At 43.6% G+C, this 17,120-nt stretch carries 13 protein-coding genes and 6 tRNA genes; 5 read left to right on the top strand and 14 right to left on the bottom strand.

Annotation, left to right across the window (positions count from 1 at the left end; genetic code table 11):
* Positions 1-66 precede the first annotated feature (66 nt).
* The 3 genes from L2744_RS13120 to L2744_RS13110 all read left to right on the top strand — a co-directional run bounded on the left by L2744_RS13120 (position 67) and on the right by L2744_RS13110 (position 2,558).
* A complete protein-coding gene (locus L2744_RS13120) occupies positions 67-732 on the top strand; it encodes a YceH family protein (RefSeq protein WP_248992322.1) in 666 nt (221 codons plus the stop codon).
* Between the two features lie 72 nt (positions 733-804).
* Entirely contained in the window at positions 805-1,635 is an 831-nt protein-coding gene (locus L2744_RS13115; RefSeq protein WP_248992321.1) for an ABC transporter permease subunit, read from the top strand.
* Positions 1,632-2,558 carry an ABC transporter ATP-binding protein gene (locus L2744_RS13110; RefSeq protein WP_248992320.1) on the top strand — a complete coding sequence of 309 codons (927 nt, stop codon included), beginning with the start codon at positions 1,632-1,634 and terminating at the stop codon, positions 2,556-2,558. Before L2744_RS13115 ends, L2744_RS13110 begins: the two co-directional genes overlap by 4 nt.
* Positions 2,559-2,807: 249 nt before the next feature.
* Here the strand turns inward: L2744_RS13110 and L2744_RS13105 are convergent.
* From L2744_RS13105 to L2744_RS13065, 9 genes are all read right to left on the bottom strand, one after another.
* Positions 2,808-2,894, bottom strand: a tRNA-Leu gene (locus tag L2744_RS13105).
* A gap of 113 nt (positions 2,895-3,007) precedes the next feature.
* A tRNA-Leu gene (locus L2744_RS13100) sits at positions 3,008-3,094 on the bottom strand.
* 48 nt (positions 3,095-3,142) lie between these two features.
* Positions 3,143-3,216, bottom strand: a tRNA-Cys gene (locus tag L2744_RS13095).
* 39 nt (positions 3,217-3,255) lie between these two features.
* Positions 3,256-3,331, bottom strand: a tRNA-Gly gene (locus tag L2744_RS13090).
* A 151-nt stretch (positions 3,332-3,482) separates the two neighbouring features.
* The gene (gene pgsA, locus L2744_RS13085; protein ID WP_011789673.1) at positions 3,483-4,031 is read right to left on the bottom strand and encodes a CDP-diacylglycerol--glycerol-3-phosphate 3-phosphatidyltransferase; all 549 of its coding nucleotides are present in this window, start codon (positions 4,029-4,031) and stop codon (positions 3,483-3,485) included.
* A gap of 47 nt (positions 4,032-4,078) precedes the next feature.
* Positions 4,079-5,908, bottom strand: coding sequence for an excinuclease ABC subunit UvrC (uvrC, locus tag L2744_RS13080; RefSeq protein WP_248992319.1), 1,830 nt, complete (start codon positions 5,906-5,908; stop codon positions 4,079-4,081).
* A gap of 65 nt (positions 5,909-5,973) precedes the next feature.
* Positions 5,974-6,618, bottom strand: coding sequence for a UvrY/SirA/GacA family response regulator transcription factor (uvrY, locus tag L2744_RS13075; protein ID WP_248992318.1), 645 nt, complete (start codon positions 6,616-6,618; stop codon positions 5,974-5,976).
* Positions 6,619-7,336: 718 nt separating this feature from the next.
* A tRNA-Ser gene (locus tag L2744_RS13070) sits at positions 7,337-7,427 on the bottom strand.
* A gap of 231 nt (positions 7,428-7,658) precedes the next feature.
* Positions 7,659-7,749, bottom strand: a tRNA-Ser gene (locus L2744_RS13065).
* Between the two features lie 221 nt (positions 7,750-7,970).
* On the opposite strand from L2744_RS13065, the gene L2744_RS13060 reads away from it, so the two are divergent.
* Both L2744_RS13060 and fabA read left to right on the top strand, forming a co-directional pair.
* Positions 7,971-9,704, top strand: a complete 1,734-nt coding sequence (locus tag L2744_RS13060) for an AAA family ATPase (RefSeq protein WP_248992317.1) — start codon at positions 7,971-7,973, stop codon at positions 9,702-9,704.
* 74 nt (positions 9,705-9,778) lie between these two features.
* On the top strand, positions 9,779-10,294 hold the full coding sequence (gene fabA / locus L2744_RS13055) for a bifunctional 3-hydroxydecanoyl-ACP dehydratase/trans-2-decenoyl-ACP isomerase (protein WP_248992316.1): 516 nt from the start codon (positions 9,779-9,781) through the stop codon (positions 10,292-10,294).
* Positions 10,295-10,401: 107 nt separating this feature from the next.
* Here the strand turns inward: fabA and rmf are convergent, their stop codons facing one another.
* The 5 genes from rmf to rlmKL all read right to left on the bottom strand — a co-directional run bounded on the left by rmf (position 10,402) and on the right by rlmKL (position 16,939).
* Positions 10,402-10,578 (bottom strand): ribosome modulation factor, encoded by a 177-nt coding sequence (gene rmf, locus L2744_RS13050; RefSeq protein WP_006082074.1) that lies wholly within the window; start codon positions 10,576-10,578, stop codon positions 10,402-10,404.
* A 187-nt stretch (positions 10,579-10,765) separates the two neighbouring features.
* On the bottom strand, positions 10,766-12,601 hold the full coding sequence (locus L2744_RS13045; protein ID WP_248992315.1) for a DUF3466 family protein: 1,836 nt from the start codon (positions 12,599-12,601) through the stop codon (positions 10,766-10,768).
* A 28-nt stretch (positions 12,602-12,629) separates the two neighbouring features.
* Positions 12,630-14,555 carry an ABC transporter ATP-binding protein gene (locus tag L2744_RS13040; RefSeq protein WP_248992314.1) on the bottom strand — a complete coding sequence of 642 codons (1,926 nt, stop codon included), beginning with the start codon at positions 14,553-14,555 and terminating at the stop codon, positions 12,630-12,632.
* A 1-nt stretch (position 14,556) separates the two neighbouring features.
* Complete coding sequence (locus L2744_RS13035) at positions 14,557-14,817, bottom strand: glutaredoxin family protein (RefSeq protein WP_248992313.1); 261 nt, start codon at positions 14,815-14,817, stop codon at positions 14,557-14,559.
* Positions 14,810-16,939: a bifunctional 23S rRNA (guanine(2069)-N(7))-methyltransferase RlmK/23S rRNA (guanine(2445)-N(2))-methyltransferase RlmL gene (gene rlmKL, locus L2744_RS13030; RefSeq protein ID WP_248992312.1), complete on the bottom strand. Its 2,130-nt coding sequence runs from the start codon at positions 16,937-16,939 to the stop codon at positions 14,810-14,812. The genes L2744_RS13035 and rlmKL overlap by 8 nt, the downstream gene beginning before the upstream one ends.
* Positions 16,940-17,120 lie beyond the last annotated feature (181 nt).

Here is a 17,120-nt window from a genome sequence, read left to right as displayed (position 1 = left end):
CAACGTCTAGGATATTAAGCATGGCTCTGTTATAAACAAAGCCATGCTTTTTTCTTTGGAGCTTATATGGAACTCACGTTACACGAAGCCAGAGTCATCGGATGCCTGCTTGAAAAAGAAATCACCACCCCTGAGCAATATCCACTCTCATTAAATTCTTTGACCTTAGCCTGCAATCAAAAAACCAGCCGTGAGCCAGTGTTGGAACTCAGCGAAGCCCAAGTGCAAGATGCCCTTGACTCCCTAAATAAAAAGCGTTTGATCAGCGAGCAATCGGGATTTGGCAGTCGCGTTGTCAAATATAAACATCGATTCTGTAACACCGAATTTAGCGAATTACAATTATCGCCAGCCGGCGTTGCCATCGTCTGTTTACTGCTGCTACGTGGCCCACAAACACCGGGGGAATTACGCACCCGAAGCAACAGGCTCTACGAATTTAAGGATGTGATCGAAGTTGAAGATTGCATTAAACAACTGATGAGCCGCACTAAACCGATCTTAAAGCAGCTATCAAGGGAACCTGGGCGACGCGAATGCCGCTATGTAGAATTGTTTTCTGAAACGTCGGCCAATGTGGTAACCGCCAGTGATCACACAGCTATGCCACATACGGCTCCCGCCGCTGTGTTAGTAGAACATGATACATTGGTTGCAAGAGTCACTGAGCTAGAACAGCAAGTTACCACACTCACACAAAAACTCGATGAGCTTATTGCGTCGTTAACCTAGGCTAACAGCATAAGCCTCACTATTTGGTACTAGCATGGGTCATACCAACTCATTCAATTGTAGAGACTGTTAATGACAAATCATCCGCCAAGCACATTCAAAAATATGCTGATTATCGCCACATTTGAATTACGTAAATTCCTCTTTAATACCCGAGGGATCATCGCGTTAATCGCCTTCGCGCTCATCTGGGGTGTTCTACTGATCTATCCCATTCAAGGCGCTTCGGCTATGCTACTACAGCCCAATATCAAAGACTTAATTGATAGTCTCTTTGGTGTTAATACCCTTAACGTCTTGTTCGAATGGCCCGTGGCTGAGATGGCGGTATTCTGGTGTTTTGCTCTCTATTTATTTCCCATGTTTAGCATTCTTATTGCTGCCGATCAGTTTTCGTCGGATAAAACCCGTGGCACCTTACGATTTTTAAGTATACGTACCAGCCGTGATAGTTTGCTCTTTGGGCGTTTCCTCGGGCAGATCTTGATCCAAGGTTTACTTATCCTGCTGACCATTATTGCGACTATCGCGCTGGCGCTAAGTCGTGATAGTGATTTGATATTACAGGCCTTAAGCTCAGGGGCCTTAGTGGGACTAAATCTCATTATCGTGATTTTACCCTTCACTGCCGTCATGACCTTATTGTCTTTATATGCCCGAACAGCCCGTCAAGCTATGGTACTGGCAACCATTTTATGGACTCTAGTATCGCTGACCATTTTATTATTAAGCAATCAATCGAGTGTTCTTGCAGAGCTTCAATGGTTGTTACCTGGTGCACAACTCTCAGATATGCTCAATACGAATGGTCTTAATAGCTTAGCCTTTGCGCCTATCCCTGTATTACAAACTATGGCAGCCCTATTGCTTGGCCGCATTTACATGCAAAGGAGTTCGCTATGAGTCTGATCCAATGCGAAGGCTTATCTAAGTCCTACGGGAGCAAAAAAGCCTTAAATAATGTCAGCTTTAGCCTTGAAGCGGGCGCCCCAATTGCTCTGGTTGGCCCTAATGGTGCAGGTAAAACTACGCTATTTAGCCTATTATGCGGCTATTTGTCTCCAAGCGCTGGCACAGTTACCTTGCTGGGTGAAGCCCCAAACAGCCCCAAGCTCTTAGGCAAAATTGCGGCCTTACCTCAGGATGCGGTGCTCGATCCCAACCTCACAATTGCAAGTCAACTGGCTTTTTTTGCCCGTTTACAGGGAATGAATTCTCAAGTTGCAGCGAAAGAAGCATTACGAGTACTTACCTTAGTAGATCTTGCTGATGTTGCGGCTCAAAAACCTCCTAGCCTAAGCCACGGTATGAGTAAACGTGTCGCCATTGCCCAAGCATTGATTGGCTCACCACAACTGGTGTTATTGGATGAACCGACCGCTGGGCTCGATCCCGCTAATGCTAAGAAAGTGCGTGAGCTCGTAAAAGCACTTTCACCAACAACAACCTTTATGATCAGTTCCCATAATCTTGATGAACTAGAAAAACTTTGCGATCAAGTGTTGTATCTCGACAAGGGAGAATTAAGCCAATCGGTCTCGATGCGTGCCTCCACCGATAGCGACTATCTCACTTTAACGATGCAAAGCTGTGACAGTGAAAAATTACAACAGGAAGTTGCAAAACTCAGTGGCGTGGTCAATATCAGCTCTAAGCAAACTAATGTGTTTATTATTCAGTTAGACAATGAGGATAAATGTGAAGGGGAAAATACCCTTACTAGCTACGATGTTGAAGTAGCGCTACTTTCACTTTTTAACGCCCATAAGTGGCAATACAAAATGTTACTAAAAGGTCGAACCTTAGAAGAAACACTGTTCTCTTAAGTTCGCATAAACGCTCATTTAGAACTTGTCAATACCGCTTAAAGCGCTAATGCAAAGGCCTCAACTTCCGTTGAGGCTTGATGCTATTCATACAGAATTAATGCTACCCGAGGCCAGACTTTAGCGTGTATTGAAAGTGGCACGCCTAGGGTGCCAGTCAAATCTAGTCTAGAACATCGATTAAAAATACGCTAATCATCGGAATTAAAATGCAAAAAAGCCCCAACTTTCGTTGAGGCTTTTTGTATTTGGTACCCGAGGCCAGACTTGAACTGGCACGCTGTTACCAGCGAGGGATTTTAAATCCCTTGTGTCTACCGATTCCACCACTCGGGCAAACTCTTATATTAATAACGGGAATCGTGTCATTAATATTTTTAACTCTGATAAATTTTTTACTTTAAATAAAACCTATTTTAGGCCTTATCATTACCACTATTAACTAATAATGGTACCCGAGGCCAGACTTGAACTGGCACGCTGTTACCAGCGAGGGATTTTAAATCCCTTGTGTCTACCGATTCCACCACTCGGGCAAACTCTTGATATTAACAACGGGAATCGTGTCATTAATATTTATTCTATGGAGGCGCGACCCGGAGTCGAACCGAGGTCGACGGATTTGCAATCCGCAGCATAGCCATTCTGCCATCGCGCCATAATTGCTAACTTAATTTCAGTCAGGCTTTTAGAATATTGGAGCGACATATCGGGTTCGAACCGATGACCTATACCTTGGCAAGGTATCGCTCTACCAACTGAGCTAATGTCGCATTTCAATATTCAGTAGCGTTAATACTTTGTTTACACATAGTCTCTTGTCTACGGGGTGGCATTCTACCGATTTGACACTCAGTGTCAACCGCTGTGTTATCGATAACTTACTGCTTGCACACTAAATAATCTGTTTGATTTTTTATTGCGCTACTCGGCAGTGAGATCTTTCCAAGCGGCTAAAATGTAACTCATCATTGACCAAAAAGTTAATACTGCCGCAATATACAACAGCACAAATGCAGCATTGGTCATCAATGGATTGTATTGCCAGATTAAGCCAATAATTGCCACCATTTGCGCTGCGGTCTTATATTTGCCAATCCAAGAAACAGCAACAGTGCCACGTTTACCAATTTCGGCCATCCATTCCCTTAGGGCAGAAATCACAATTTCACGACCAATCATAAAGAGTGCTGGCAGAGTAAGCCAAACATTGGCGTATTGATCCACTAGTAAAACGAGCGCGGTAATCACCATTAACTTGTCAGCAACGGGATCGAGAAAAGCGCCAAAGCGAGTCAATTGCTTCAATTTACGGGCCGCATAACCATCGAGAGCATCCGTTAACGCCGCCAACCAGAAGATGAAGGCTGCAACGAAAGGCGTCCAGCTATAGGGTAAGTAAAACAACACCACAAAGATAGGCAGTAAAAAAAGCCTGAAAAGGGTTAATGCTATAGGTAAGTTAAACGGCATGATCAAACCAGTTAGTCAAAAGCAGCGCCAATCTTGCCTTAATTTTCTCACCCTCGCAATGCATCATGAATGGTTTGTGCCATTTCTATACTAATCCCCGGCACTTTGACCAATTCAGCCACACTCGCCCCCTTCACCTCCTGTAATCCACCAAGATGCTGTAAGAGCGCTTTACGACGTTTAGGACCAATACCAGGAATAGATTCTAACGTCGAGGTATTGCGGGTTTTCTGGCGACGATTGCGATGTCCTGTAATCGCAAACCGATGAGATTCATCACGAATATGCTGAATAAGATGCAATGCGGGTGAATCACCTTCAAGGGAAAAGCTCGTTTCTGTATCCCCTAAGATTAACGTTTCGAGCCCAGGTTTACGGCCCTCCCCTTTAGCCACCCCAATCAATTGCGGCGCTTTATCGAGATCGACAAATTTTTCATCTACTATTTTCTGAGCAATGCGTAATTGTCCCAATCCACCGTCAATAAACAGAATATCGGGGATTTTGCCACTGGTCTCTATCTTATCAAAACGACGAGTGATGGCTTGTTTCATCGCGGCATAATCATCACCTGGAGTAATACCGTCGATATTATAGCGACGATATTCGCCCTTATGCGGCCCTTCGCGGTTGAACACTACACAGGAGGCAACGGTACTTTCTCCCATAGTGTGGCTGATATCAAAACATTCCATGCGCTGTATAGGTGCATTCAGTTCTAGAATTTCTTCTAATAATACAAAGCGTTGTTCGACAGTATTCTTATGGGATAAACGTGTTATCACCGCATTAGTGGCATTGGTCACCGCCAGACGTAAAAAGCTCGCCCTATCGGCACGTACGTTAGTCTTAATCGAAAACTTTTTATCCAGTGCCTCAGAAACCGCGGCTTCTAGTTCATGTAACTCTTCGAAGTTGTGGCTTATCACCACTTCTTTAGGAATAGTGCGTTGAATATCGGCATTTAAATAAAACTGCAGTAAGAAGGAACGCAGGACTTCGTCAATATCCGTTTGAGCTGGTACTGTAGGATAATAACTGCGACTACCAAAGATTTTACCCTCACGGATAAACAGTAGATGGAAACAGGCGATACCTGACGCATAATGCACGCCGATAACATCCATATCTCCTCTATTATTGGAAACTTCTTGCTGCTCAGCCACCCTACGCAGCGCCATGATCTGATCGCGAAACCGCGCAGCTTGCTCATATTCCTGCTGCTGCGCCGCCTGCTCCATCTTTGCCACTAAGGTACTGATCACTTGTTGATCTTTACCCTTTAAAAACAAAGTCGCGAGTTTAACTTGCTCATCGTAATCGGCATTACTGACTTTACCCACACAGGGCGCACTGCAACGAGAAAGCTGATATTGCAAACAAGGACGTGAGCGAGATTTATAATAAAGGTCATCACATTGGCGAATTGGAAATAGCTTCTGCATCAAATGCAGACTCTCGCGTACCGCACCGCCATTGGGATAAGGACCAAAATAATGGCCTTTTTCACGCTGTGGGCCTCGGTGATAGGCGAGCCGTGGGTGTTCGTGCTGACTCAATAATATGTAGGGATAAGACTTATCATCACGTAATAACACATTGTATTTTGGCATATATTGCTTGATGTAATCGTTTTCAAGCAACAGGGCATCGGTTTCGCTGTGGGTCAGCGTCACATCAATATGATGAATATGCGAGACTAACGCTTGAGTCTTAACATTATCCACATTTTTACGAAAATACGATGAGAGACGTTTTTTCAGATCCTTAGCTTTGCCCACATAGATGACGTCACCTTTGACGTCATACATGCGATAAACTCCAGATGAAGATGAAACTGTGCGTAAAAAACTTTGGGCATTAAAACCACTAGACATCTTTCACACCCACAGTTTGTGAAAATTAAACATAAACAACATAGCGTTATATCGCCTACACACGCTTAAAAATGGCCAGCATCCAACATTTTATAACGAATCGCTAAGCGGGTAAGTTCAACGTCACCACTGATCCCAAGTTTGGCAAACAAACGGTAACGGTAGCTATTTACCGTTTTGGGGCTGAGATTTAATTGTTCAGAAATATCGTTGACCTTCTCACCATTGGTGATCATCAGCATGATCTGCAATTCACGCTCGGACAAAGACTTAAACGGGTTTTCATCGGCAGGATTAAACTGACTCAGCGCCATCTGTTGAGCAATTTCTGGGGACAAATAACGTTGTCCGCGAGAGACCTGACGTATCGCTTGCAATACTTCAGGTGGAGTAGCCCCTTTTGTGAGATACCCCGAAGCTCCCGCCTGCATCACTTTACTTGGGAACGGATCTTCTGTGTGAACAGTTAACACAATAATTCTTGCATGTGGTTGATAACGAAGAATTTTCCGAGTAGCCTCTAGCCCACCCATCCCAGGCATATTCATATCCATCAAGATCACATCGGCTTCATTTTGGCGAGACCACTGCACCGCGGTTTCACCATCAGGGGCTTCACCTATCACTTTAATCCCACGTTCATCCTCTAAGATACGGCGGATCCCAGTTCTCACAAGCTCATGATCGTCAACTAAATATATCGATATCAACTTAATCCACCTTTTCTATTTTACCGCCCTATCCGTCCACTAAAAAAATAAAAACTAAACGGATAACGAGTTCATATGGCTAATTTAGCCCAACAACCCCGTTTCGCAAAGCATAAAATGAATATTGTTAACTAGATGATATTTAAAGGAACGATTCGAGAATGACATACTAATAAAATACGTTTAAAAACGAAGCAGTAATGTCTATCGCAAACTTTAAACTAAAGTTGCAGAGAAAAAATAAATAATCCTATCAAGCGACTAAACCCTAGGATCCGTTATCACAGTAACCAAAACCTCATATCAAAACCAAGCAATAAAACATAAGTGTCGTTTTGCCTTAAATGCTGCTGTAGTGGTTGTAGTGGTACTTAGAACAGCGGGCAACGTCTAGTCTAGATGTCAAAACTCACTCGTTTTTAGCGGCGTTTTGACTAAATATGGCAGGAGCTGCGCTTCAAATCAGGAACCCAAGGGTTCAAGCTGTATAAATGCAAAACGCCGCTAATTACTTAACGGCGTTTTGACTTAATATGGCGAGGAGCTGAGCTTAGAATGAGGAACCTAGGGTTCATTCCCAAAAAAACAAAAAAGGCCATCATGATGACCTTTCCCGTAGAATACGGCGCAGGAGCTGCGCTTCAAATCAGGAACCCAAGGGTTCAAACTGTATAAATGCAAAACGCCGCTAATTGCTTAGCGGCGTTTTGACTTAATATGGCGGAGGAGCAGGGATTTGAACCCTGGGTGGGCTATAAACCCACGCCGGTTTTCAAGACCGGTGCATTAAACCACTCTGCCACCCCTCCGAACGAGTGAGATAATAGCGATCTCTTATGTCGCTGTAAACTTAAATTTATTGATAAATGTATTGATTGACGATTTCATGTGCACCCTGCTAAAAATGATCGACATGTTGAGAACAACTATACGCCTTAGTTTTGTCGGTTAAATTTTATGGAGAAGACATAAAACCGTAAAGTTTCAAATGAACAAAATGCAAAACGCCGCTCATTGCTTAGCGGCGTTTTGACTTAATATGGCGGAGGAGCAGGGATTTGAACCCTGGGTGGGCTATAAACCCACGCCGGTTTTCAAGACCGGTGCATTAAACCACTCTGCCACCCCTCCGAACGCCGCAAATAATATAAGCATCCCCACACATTGTAAACCTCAATTTCTTATTATTGCGCCAAATGCTCATCTTATGTTCAGCTCGATGTTTTTTCAGACGAATACTCGGTAGATTTTAATCAATTAAAAGACAAACACGCGCAAAAATACCTATACAGTGAGAGATTTGTTGTCTTGGTATGGTAAAATCACTGTAACTTTTCACGGTAAATGCTTATATGAATTCACTCTTGATATCGACTTCCTCACTCGCACCTGAATTTAGCCTGCCAACCCTATCTCAATCGGCTGCCAATTTAAGCGCCTTACTCTTAGGGCAAGAACGCGCAGTTGATGCCTTCAAGTTGCACAATGCCATAGCAGAACAACAGCTTTATCTTGCAGATTTCCCCGGTATTGATCGCCATTTAATGATGCGCGCGCTGATGGATACCTTAGCTCCTATGTCCGCAGCTTACCTTGTTGCAACTCGGCCGATAGATAAAGCGATACAATTTCAGTGGCAAAATGAGCAACCATTAGACAACCAAGGTTGCATTGCAGAAAAGAATGTCACTTATCGTTACTTAAGCGGCAATATTCGCCGAGTCGATTTACTCGGAAGAATGGTGCAATCAGGTAATAGCAGTAAATATCAAGCGGGTGCCCTTGCCCAATGTCATTACCTGTTTATTTGTGCAGAATCATTGTGGAAACGTGAGAACTTGTGGGATTTAGTGATGCAAATCCTCACACAAAAAGAGTATCAAATTAGCAGCACCTTAAGCCCAATACCACTAAATTGTAAAATAGTGCTGGTAGGCGCAGGGATGATTTATAGTCAAGTGCGTTCGGAGGACTGGCAATTTCAACGGCATTTTACCCTACTAGCAGAACTCGCCAGTGAAATAGATCTAACGCGCTATAAAGAATCACAATACGCAGCATGGTTACAAGCCGTAGCACAAAGTGTCGATGTGACATTAGAGCAGTCAACCCTAGCTCCACTGTTTCGTTATAGCGCACGCTTAACAGAGCATCAACGTCGTCTAAGTTTATCTATGCTCGATTTTGCGCAATTGATGGCACAAGCCAAAGCCTACCGAGGTAAACCTAGCATCAACGCTAGCGGCATTGAATATGCCCTATCCCAAGCTAATTACCGTCACAACAGCTCCGAAGAATTTTCAGGTCAGAGTTTTGATGACAATTTCATAAATCTGCCAACAACGGGAGCTATGGTAGGACAAATAAACGGCCTAACAGTGATTGATGCCATTGATTATTGCTATGGGGAACCAGCGCGTATTACGGCATCGGTACACTATGGTGATGGTGAGGTTGCAGATATAGAAAGAAAATCTGAACTTGGTGGGAATATTCATGCCAAAGGAATGATGATCCTATCGGCCTGTTTATATCGCATCTTTGGACGAGATGCGCCATTGCACCTAAATGCCAATATTGTATTTGAGCAATCCTATCAAGAAATCGATGGTGATAGTGCCTCGCTAGCTGAATATTGCTGCCTTATGTCAGCAATTGCCGAGCAGCCCATTATTCAATCTTTAGCCATTACTGGTGCCCTCGATCAGTTCGGTAATGTGCAAGCGATTGGTGGGATTAATGAGAAAATCGAAGGTTTCTTTAATTTATGCGAACGCCGAGGCTTAACGGGTGAACAAGGTGTTATCATGCCTAGGTCGAATATTTTACAACTTAATCTCGCGCCAAAAGTGATAACAGCTGTAGGCAAAGGTCTATTCCATATCCACGCTATTGAGCATATGGATGAGGCCGTTGAGCTACTGATGCAGATGCCCGCGGGCGTTGCCGATGAAGATAATGATTTTCCACATGATTCTTTATATGGCTTAGTGCAGGAAAGACTTGATAAGCTTGCTGGGAATGGGGATGAGGAAATTGGCATAATAACGAGGTTACTCGCAAAATTGGGATTATTTCGCCGCTAATTAGCTGATCGGAGTTGTTTAGCTTACACGTGTTCGCTAATCTTGGCGGCTCTTATTGCTGGAGTAGTAAAATAATGAATAAAGCAAACAGTTTCAATAAAGAAGAACTCATCGCGTGTGGCCATGGGAAATTATTTGGTCCAAACTCCCCTCGCCTCCCAATTGATAATATGCTGATGATCGATAGAATCGTCACTATCAATGAAAATGGTGGCGAGTTTGGAAAAGGTGAAATTGTCGCTGAACTCGATATTAATCCAGAACTATGGTTTTTTGGCTGTCATTTCGTTAGCGATCCCGTGATGCCCGGTTGTTTAGGTCTCGATGCCATGTGGCAGTTAGTGGGCTTTTACTTAGGTTGGGAAGGCGCAGAAGGTAAAGGCCGTGCACTGGGTGTTGGTGAAGTTAAATTTACCGGCCAAGTGCTACCCGGTGCGAAAAAGGTTACCTATAAACTGAATATCAAACGCACGATCCACCGTAAACTAGTAATGGGAATTGCCGATGCCATTCTCGAAGTTGATGGCCGCCAAATCTACAGTGCAACCGATCTGAAAGTCGGTGTATTTAGTGATACATCAACCTTCTAGTTATCTTTTACTGCATTTATTGTAGGTATAAAAATGCCCTCATCTGAGGGCAATGTGCTGCATTACTTCGTTTGTTCTGGGCTATTTAATTAACGAGTTAAACTCAGTTATTTATTAAATAGCCCATTAACTCGGCCATCCACACCTTCACGCCAACCGCCTAACCACTGCGATCGCGAATCAAGATTTGCATAAGGACAGAGCTCCTTAGAGCGCCCACCAACACCAGCTTGGAATCCTTTTGAAAAAGCTCTGTCTAAACGATCTCGTTTTTGTCTTTTCATGCAAGCGTCCTCTGTTCTACGTGAAATAGAAGCAAAAGCTTCACCCATAGAAATAGTGCTTTTTGTCCCCAAGATCAATCAAAAAATTGCTCATTATATCGACTATTTTTTAAACTATTGAGATCCTAGTTAAAAAAAATCGAGGCATTTTGCCTCGATTTTTTTAGTCTGAATTCAAGCTTAAAAATTAGCGAATTCGACGACGGAACCAAATCAATGGTAACGCAAACAGCCAAGCTAAGGACGCCGCCCCCTCACGCTCGTAGTTGCCCGTATCAGTACTATCATCATCCACGGTACAAGCTTCGCCATTGGTTGCAGGCTTAAGCACAACCATACGAGGAATATAAGCAGTAACAGGTTCTCCGCTGCCACTTAACTCGAATAAAGGTAACCCGTTTTCACCAATCACGACATTACCATCGTCATCGAACTGGTACGAAGGCTTACGAATAAAGGCGGTACCGACAATAGTCCCCTCTTCATTAATGCTAGTGGCTTCGACTACTAGAATATCCGTATTGTATGTCAGCGTTTTCCCAGAACCATCCTGAACTTCGACCTGATGGCGACTCCAGTTACCCTGATCATCTTTCTCAAATCCCTTAGATTCACAGGTCAGTAACGTATTAAGGTTGCTAAACTCACCCGTTGACTTTTCATACAAGAACCCCGCCTTAGGACGTGGCTTTTCTTTATCATAGGTTGTTTCAATATAACCAACTACTTGGCCCTGATTGTTGATATCTTTTGGCTTACTGGATAAATCTGTAGTAGTAGTCGCAAAATCATTTGGAGTTACATAGCCAACATCGGGAGTATTAATATCGAAATAGAAGAACTTATCGCGTAAATAACCTTGAATGTAGCTGCGGTAACTCCCCACAACAATACCACTATCATTGATATCGTAGGCGATAGAACTTGAGATCGAATCGCTCATCGGGATCCAATGATATTGGTAATTACCTTCAGTATCTTTAGTCCAATATGCCGCATCTTGACGCAACTTGTCCGTGTTGTTATTACGGTAAACATGGGAGCGACCAACAGCAACATCATTATCGTTTAAGCCAAGCGCCTGCGCCGTAAAGGTTAAGGTGTTATCGCTTGCTGGCGTTAAACCAAGAGGTAAAACTGTACCTGTCGCAGTATTATCATCTTCAATTTTCCACACATAGGCACGTGTCTGATATTGAATATTGCGAGTTCCAGATGAGTTGGGATATTGCTCACGTTGAACACATACATCCAATGGCAAGGTATTATCCGTACTTAGACAGTAAGTCACGCGATCGCTACCATATTTACTGATATCAGTACTCGCATAACCCGCTACGAGGTTATTATTGTTGATAGCCGTTGCCGCCGACCACCCCCCCAACTCAACCGTTTCATCATCCTTAACGTATTGGGTATAAGGGGGAAGAAGCGGTATTTCAGCATCACTGGATTTAGCCACACCACGGGATTCATAGTCGCGGTAATACCAATAATCATCAGTAGCATCGGTAGTTGCAGTATTCTCAACCTTTTTCTCAGGAGCGGTCATGCTGCCTACTTTGATACCCGAATCGCTAATACCATAATAAAAGGTATCAACTGAATTAGTCACAGTAGTATCACGCGGTGGAGTTGTGCCATTTATACTATCAAAAGTGGGTAACCAAGGATTAGATGTATCGTCGTTTTCCTTAGCTATAAAGGCAAAGTTGTTGGCAACTATTGCTGTAGTGATGGAATAAGTGATGGTTTCCTCTGGTGCGATACCATCTTCAACATCAATCACTCCACCGTCCACATCGGTAGTGTTGAGTTTTTTCTTACCCTTTGAAATACCGACTAATTCATCATTAGCATTCACACCTAACGCATACCCGTTACGAGTGCCTTCAAGCGTACCTAGTAGATCATAATTATCAATATTTACAATTTCATAGACAGGTGCAGCATGGGCACTGTTCAATACACCAAGGACACCTAAGGCAACCAAGGACAGGGCTTTATCCAACTTTGACTTCATTAATTCTATTCCCATTTTTATTATTGGCTTACTTCAATGACTCAAGCTCTTCCCATCGCTCGAAGCAAACTTCCAATTGTTTTTCTTTATCCGCCAACTGGCTTAATACCTGATTGACTTTATCTTGCGCCTGACTATAGAAATCGGGGTTACCAATCGTGGTTTGCAGTGCGAGGATGTCTTCCTCCAACTGTTCCATCAGACTAGGCAATGACTCTAACTCACGCTGTAACTTATACGACAGTTTTTTCGCAACTTTGGCAACTTCTGCCACCTTAACGTCAGCAGCTTTGATTGGTACTGCAGGAGCTTCGACCGTCTTTTGTGAACTAGGTTCCTCAGAATAAAACTTAGCTCCCTGATCGACCGCATCCTGATAACCACCCACATATTCGCTCCAGTGGCCATTACCTGCATACCACCAGCTGCTCGTCACTGTGTTGTCAATAAACGCTCTATCGTGGCTCACTAGCAATAGAGTGCCTTGATATTCAGTCAGCAGCGACTCTAGCAATTCTAGGGTCTCAATATCAAGATCGTTTGTAGGTTCGTCGAGAATGATTAAGTTTGCAGGACGGATCAATAACTTTGCGAGTAATAAACGGTTTTTCTCACCACCCGATAAGGCTTTAACAGGTGTTCTTGCTCGCATTGGAGAAAACAAAAAATCCTGCAAATAACTTAAAATATGGCGGTCTTGCCCATTGATTGTGATGGTTTTTTTACCTTCACCGACGTTATCTTCAACTGTTTGTTCAGGATCTAAGGCTTCACGGTATTGATCAAAATAGGCAATTTCTAGCTTAGTGCCGACTTTGACTTCACCAGACTGAGGTTGCAACTTTTCAATCAGCAACTTAATTAGTGTGGATTTACCACAACCGTTCGGCCCAATAAGTGCAATGCGATCGCCTCGGATCACAGTAGTGTTAAAGTTTTTCACCAGATTTTTATCCGGCAAATTATAATTTAACTCTTTTACATCAAAGACTAACTTGCCTGAACGCTCTGTATCAGACACCGCCATTTTAGCGTTACCTTGACGATTCAAACGCTCGCTACGCTCTTGGCGAAGCGCTTTAAGTGCGCGTACACGTCCTTCATTACGGGTACGTCTAGCTTTAACACCTTGACGGATCCACACTTCTTCATCGGCTAGACGCTTGTCAAACAAGGCATTTTTATCAGCCTCGACCCGCAACCATTCCTGCTTACCATCAAGGTAAGCTTGATAGTTGCCCGGCCATGACGTGATGACACCACGATCTAAATCCACAATGCGCGTCGCCATACGGGCAATAAAGCCCCTGTCGTGGCTGATAAAGACGATAGCACCTTGATAATCAAGTAGAAATTTTTCTAGCCATTCGATGGTGTCAATATCTAAGTGGTTGGTTGGCTCATCAAGCAACAATAGATCGGGCTCACTCACAAGCGCGCGAGCCAGCGCCACTTTACGCTGCCAACCACCAGACAACTCACTTAAGGATTTATCAGGATCGAGACCGAGTAATTCACAATTTTGCTGAATACGTGAATCTAACTGCCAGCCGTTGTAGTGATCTAAGGTTTCCTGCAGACCTTGCATCTCATTTAGCATGCGATCCATCAGTTCAGGTGAGACATGGGCCACATCGTGGGATAATTGATGATAACGCTCAAGCGCTTCACCCACTTCCTTAAGGCCTGCCGCAATGTAGGCATAAACCGTACCTTGCTCTGCCTTAGGTGGATCTTGCTGTAAACGGCTGACGGTAACATTACCATCAATGTTAAACTCACCTTCATCCAGCAATACATCACCGGATAGAATCTTCAGCAAGCTCGACTTGCCAGCACCATTTCGCCCCACTATACACACGCGCTCACCGCGTTCAATGGTAAAATCCGCATTCTGCAGCAGCGGTGTGTAACCATAGGCTAAAGAGCCATTATTGATACGAACCAGACTCAAACTAAGCTCCTATAAACTTTTGTAATTGCGTTGCGTCAAATGGCCAAAATAAACATCTGTCGTCCACGGCTTTTAGCACGGGGATCGACACGCCATAACGCTCCGCGAGTATTTCATCATCACAAATATCGATGGTTTGAAACGCTATACCAGCATCTTTTAATAGCACAATTGCCAATTCACACAGATGGCATCCCTCCGTGTGATATAGCATATAGTCCCGATGTAATTCAGCTGAAAGATCAGCCTTACGTTCAGGCATGGGTAATTAACCAAGTATTGTGAATATGAGGATTACGCTTGTAATCCATGGGCAGCGTGATGTCATCAATGTTCTTAACCGTGATGTTCATCTTAGTCAGTGTTTCTATGTCCATCTTAAACTTACGTTTATTGTTGGAGAAAACTAACTCGCCAGTAGGACTTAATAACTTCACTAAAGCGCTAAGTAAATTGACATGATCCCGCTGCACATCGAATGAATCTTCCATCCGTTTTGAGTTAGAGAATGTCGGCGGATCAATAAAAATCAAATCAAATTGTTCATTACAATTACGGATCCACTGTAAACAATCCGCTTGCACGAATTCATATTGCTTGCCTTGCAGCCCATTGAGGGCAAAGTTATCCTTCGCCCAAGCAATATAGGTATTTGACATATCTACCGTTGTAACCGACTTAGCACCACCGAGCGCCGCATGCACAGATGCTGAACCCGTATAAGAAAACAGGTTCAATACTCGCCGTCCCTTAGCTTTTTGACCAACCAGACGACGCGTTAAACGGTGATCAAGGAATAACCCCGTATCTAAATAACCAGTTAAATTCAACTTAAACTTAGCGCCATATTCAGTAGTGATAAGCTCTAATTTGCGCTCATCTAACTTTTGATACTGGCTAGTGCCCTTCTGACGTTCGCGGGTTTTCATGATGATTTTATTAGGATTAATCCCAATCGCTGTGGGTAATGCCAATAACACATCGCTTAATCGACGCTTAGTTACCGCCTCAGGAATGGTCGCAGGTGCCATATATTCCTGCACAATTACATAATCTAAATATTTATCAACGGCCACGTTGTATTCGGGAATATCGGCATCGTAAATACGATAACTATCTATGCCTTCTTTTTGAGCCCACTTTTCCAGTTGCTTAGCATTTTTCTTAATACGGTTGGCAAAGGCGGGAGCGATATCGGCAATGTCGACCCCTTCAGGCAAAACAGGCGTGTCACGGCGAGTACTATTGGCATGCAGCGTATAAATATTAAAGGCACACTCTAATGCACCATTAAACATCTTCATCTGTTTATCAGCTTTAAGCTTAAGTGATGAGATTAGCTCGATATCACTACAAAGCATGGCGACTTTCCAACCACCAAACTCTTTTTTAAACTTATCGCCTAATTGATAGTAGAGCTGCAAAAGTTCAGACACATTCCCCAAACGCTCGCCATAGGGCGGGTTGGTGATTAGATAACCTTCAGCAGCGGGTGGATTAATATTCAACGCGTTAGCGACGTTAAACTCAATAAGCTCAAGCACTCCCGCATTTTCTGCATTACGTTTTGCAAGTGCAACTAAGCGAGAATCGATATCAGATCCGTAAAATTTAATCTCACAGCGTTTAACGCCCAAAGAAGCACGCGCCTTGGCTTCGGCGACAATATCTTGCCACACGGCTTTATCGTGGCGACGCCAATGTTCAAAACCAAAACGACTACGCTGCAATCCAGGAGCAATATCCGCTGCCATTAACGCCGCTTCAATCAGCACAGTGCCGCTACCACAAAAAGGATCAAGTAAAGTTGAAGGCGCAGCTTGCCAACCACTTCGCACCAACATATTCGCGGCAAGGTTTTCTTTTAAAGGCGCTTCACCTGTGGTTGAGCGATATCCCCGCTGATGCAACGATGGCCCAGAGAAGTTCATTGCAATAGTAATAACGCCATTACGAAAATGAACATCGACTTTAAAATCCGCATCAGTGCGCGACACATTAGGACGCTCATCACCATCGTCACGGAACCTGTCGACTACCGCATCTTTAATTTTAAGCGCGCCGAACTGGGTGTTATTAATAAAGCCACCCGTACCATGAAAATCGATACTAAAAGTATTTCTATTAGAGAAATGCGCAGGCCAATCAATACAATAAGCAGCATTATACAGTTGCTCTGCCGACTCACAGCTGCCTTTATAGATGACCAACACAATACGGCTGGCTAAACGTGTCCATAAGGTAATGCGGTACGCTAAGGCTAAAGGTGCGGTGAAATACACACCTGCAACACTTTCTTTAATCTCAGTGGCACCAAATTCAGTGAGTTCTTGGGCTAAGCTATATTCAAAGCCCTTAGGGGCAGCGGCAAAAAAATTAAGCATGGGATAATCAGTACACAGTCAAAATCAAAGCGACATTATACCTGCTCGAATACATAAAAGATAAACAGTTATTAACCAAAGCCCGATTTAGTCAGTCAGTTAGCCTGCTTTTAGCGACCTATAACTGTGAGTCGCCGGCCATGCTGCGTAAAATCCCCGCACTACGCTTTATATTTGAGCA

Source organism: Shewanella profunda (assembly GCF_023283765.1).
GTDB lineage: Bacteria > Pseudomonadota > Gammaproteobacteria > Enterobacterales > Shewanellaceae > Shewanella > Shewanella profunda.
The sequence above is the reverse complement of the archived record's forward strand: the minus strand, read 5'-3'. Positions and strand labels throughout refer to the sequence as shown.

What these genes read in the sequence shown, in the direction of transcription:
- L2744_RS13120 (WP_248992322.1), top strand. Translation starts at nt 67, where the DNA reads ATGGAACTCACGTTACACGAAGCCAGAGTCATCGGATGCCTGCTTGAA.
- L2744_RS13115 (WP_248992321.1), top strand. Translation starts at nt 805, where the DNA reads ATGACAAATCATCCGCCAAGCACATTCAAAAATATGCTGATTATCGCC.
- L2744_RS13110 (WP_248992320.1), top strand. Translation starts at nt 1,632, where the DNA reads ATGAGTCTGATCCAATGCGAAGGCTTATCTAAGTCCTACGGGAGCAAA.
- pgsA (WP_011789673.1), bottom strand. Translation starts at nt 4,031, where the DNA reads ATGCCGTTTAACTTACCTATAGCATTAACCCTTTTCAGGCTTTTTTTA.
- uvrC (WP_248992319.1), bottom strand. Translation starts at nt 5,908, where the DNA reads ATGTCTAGTGGTTTTAATGCCCAAAGTTTTTTACGCACAGTTTCATCT.
- L2744_RS13060 (WP_248992317.1), top strand. Translation starts at nt 7,971, where the DNA reads ATGAATTCACTCTTGATATCGACTTCCTCACTCGCACCTGAATTTAGC.
- fabA (WP_248992316.1), top strand. Translation starts at nt 9,779, where the DNA reads ATGAATAAAGCAAACAGTTTCAATAAAGAAGAACTCATCGCGTGTGGC.
- rmf (WP_006082074.1), bottom strand. Translation starts at nt 10,578, where the DNA reads ATGAAAAGACAAAAACGAGATCGTTTAGACAGAGCTTTTTCAAAAGGA.
- L2744_RS13045 (WP_248992315.1), bottom strand. Translation starts at nt 12,601, where the DNA reads ATGAAGTCAAAGTTGGATAAAGCCCTGTCCTTGGTTGCCTTAGGTGTC.
- L2744_RS13035 (WP_248992313.1), bottom strand. Translation starts at nt 14,817, where the DNA reads ATGCCTGAACGTAAGGCTGATCTTTCAGCTGAATTACATCGGGACTAT.
- rlmKL (WP_248992312.1), bottom strand. Translation starts at nt 16,939, where the DNA reads ATGCTTAATTTTTTTGCCGCTGCCCCTAAGGGCTTTGAATATAGCTTA.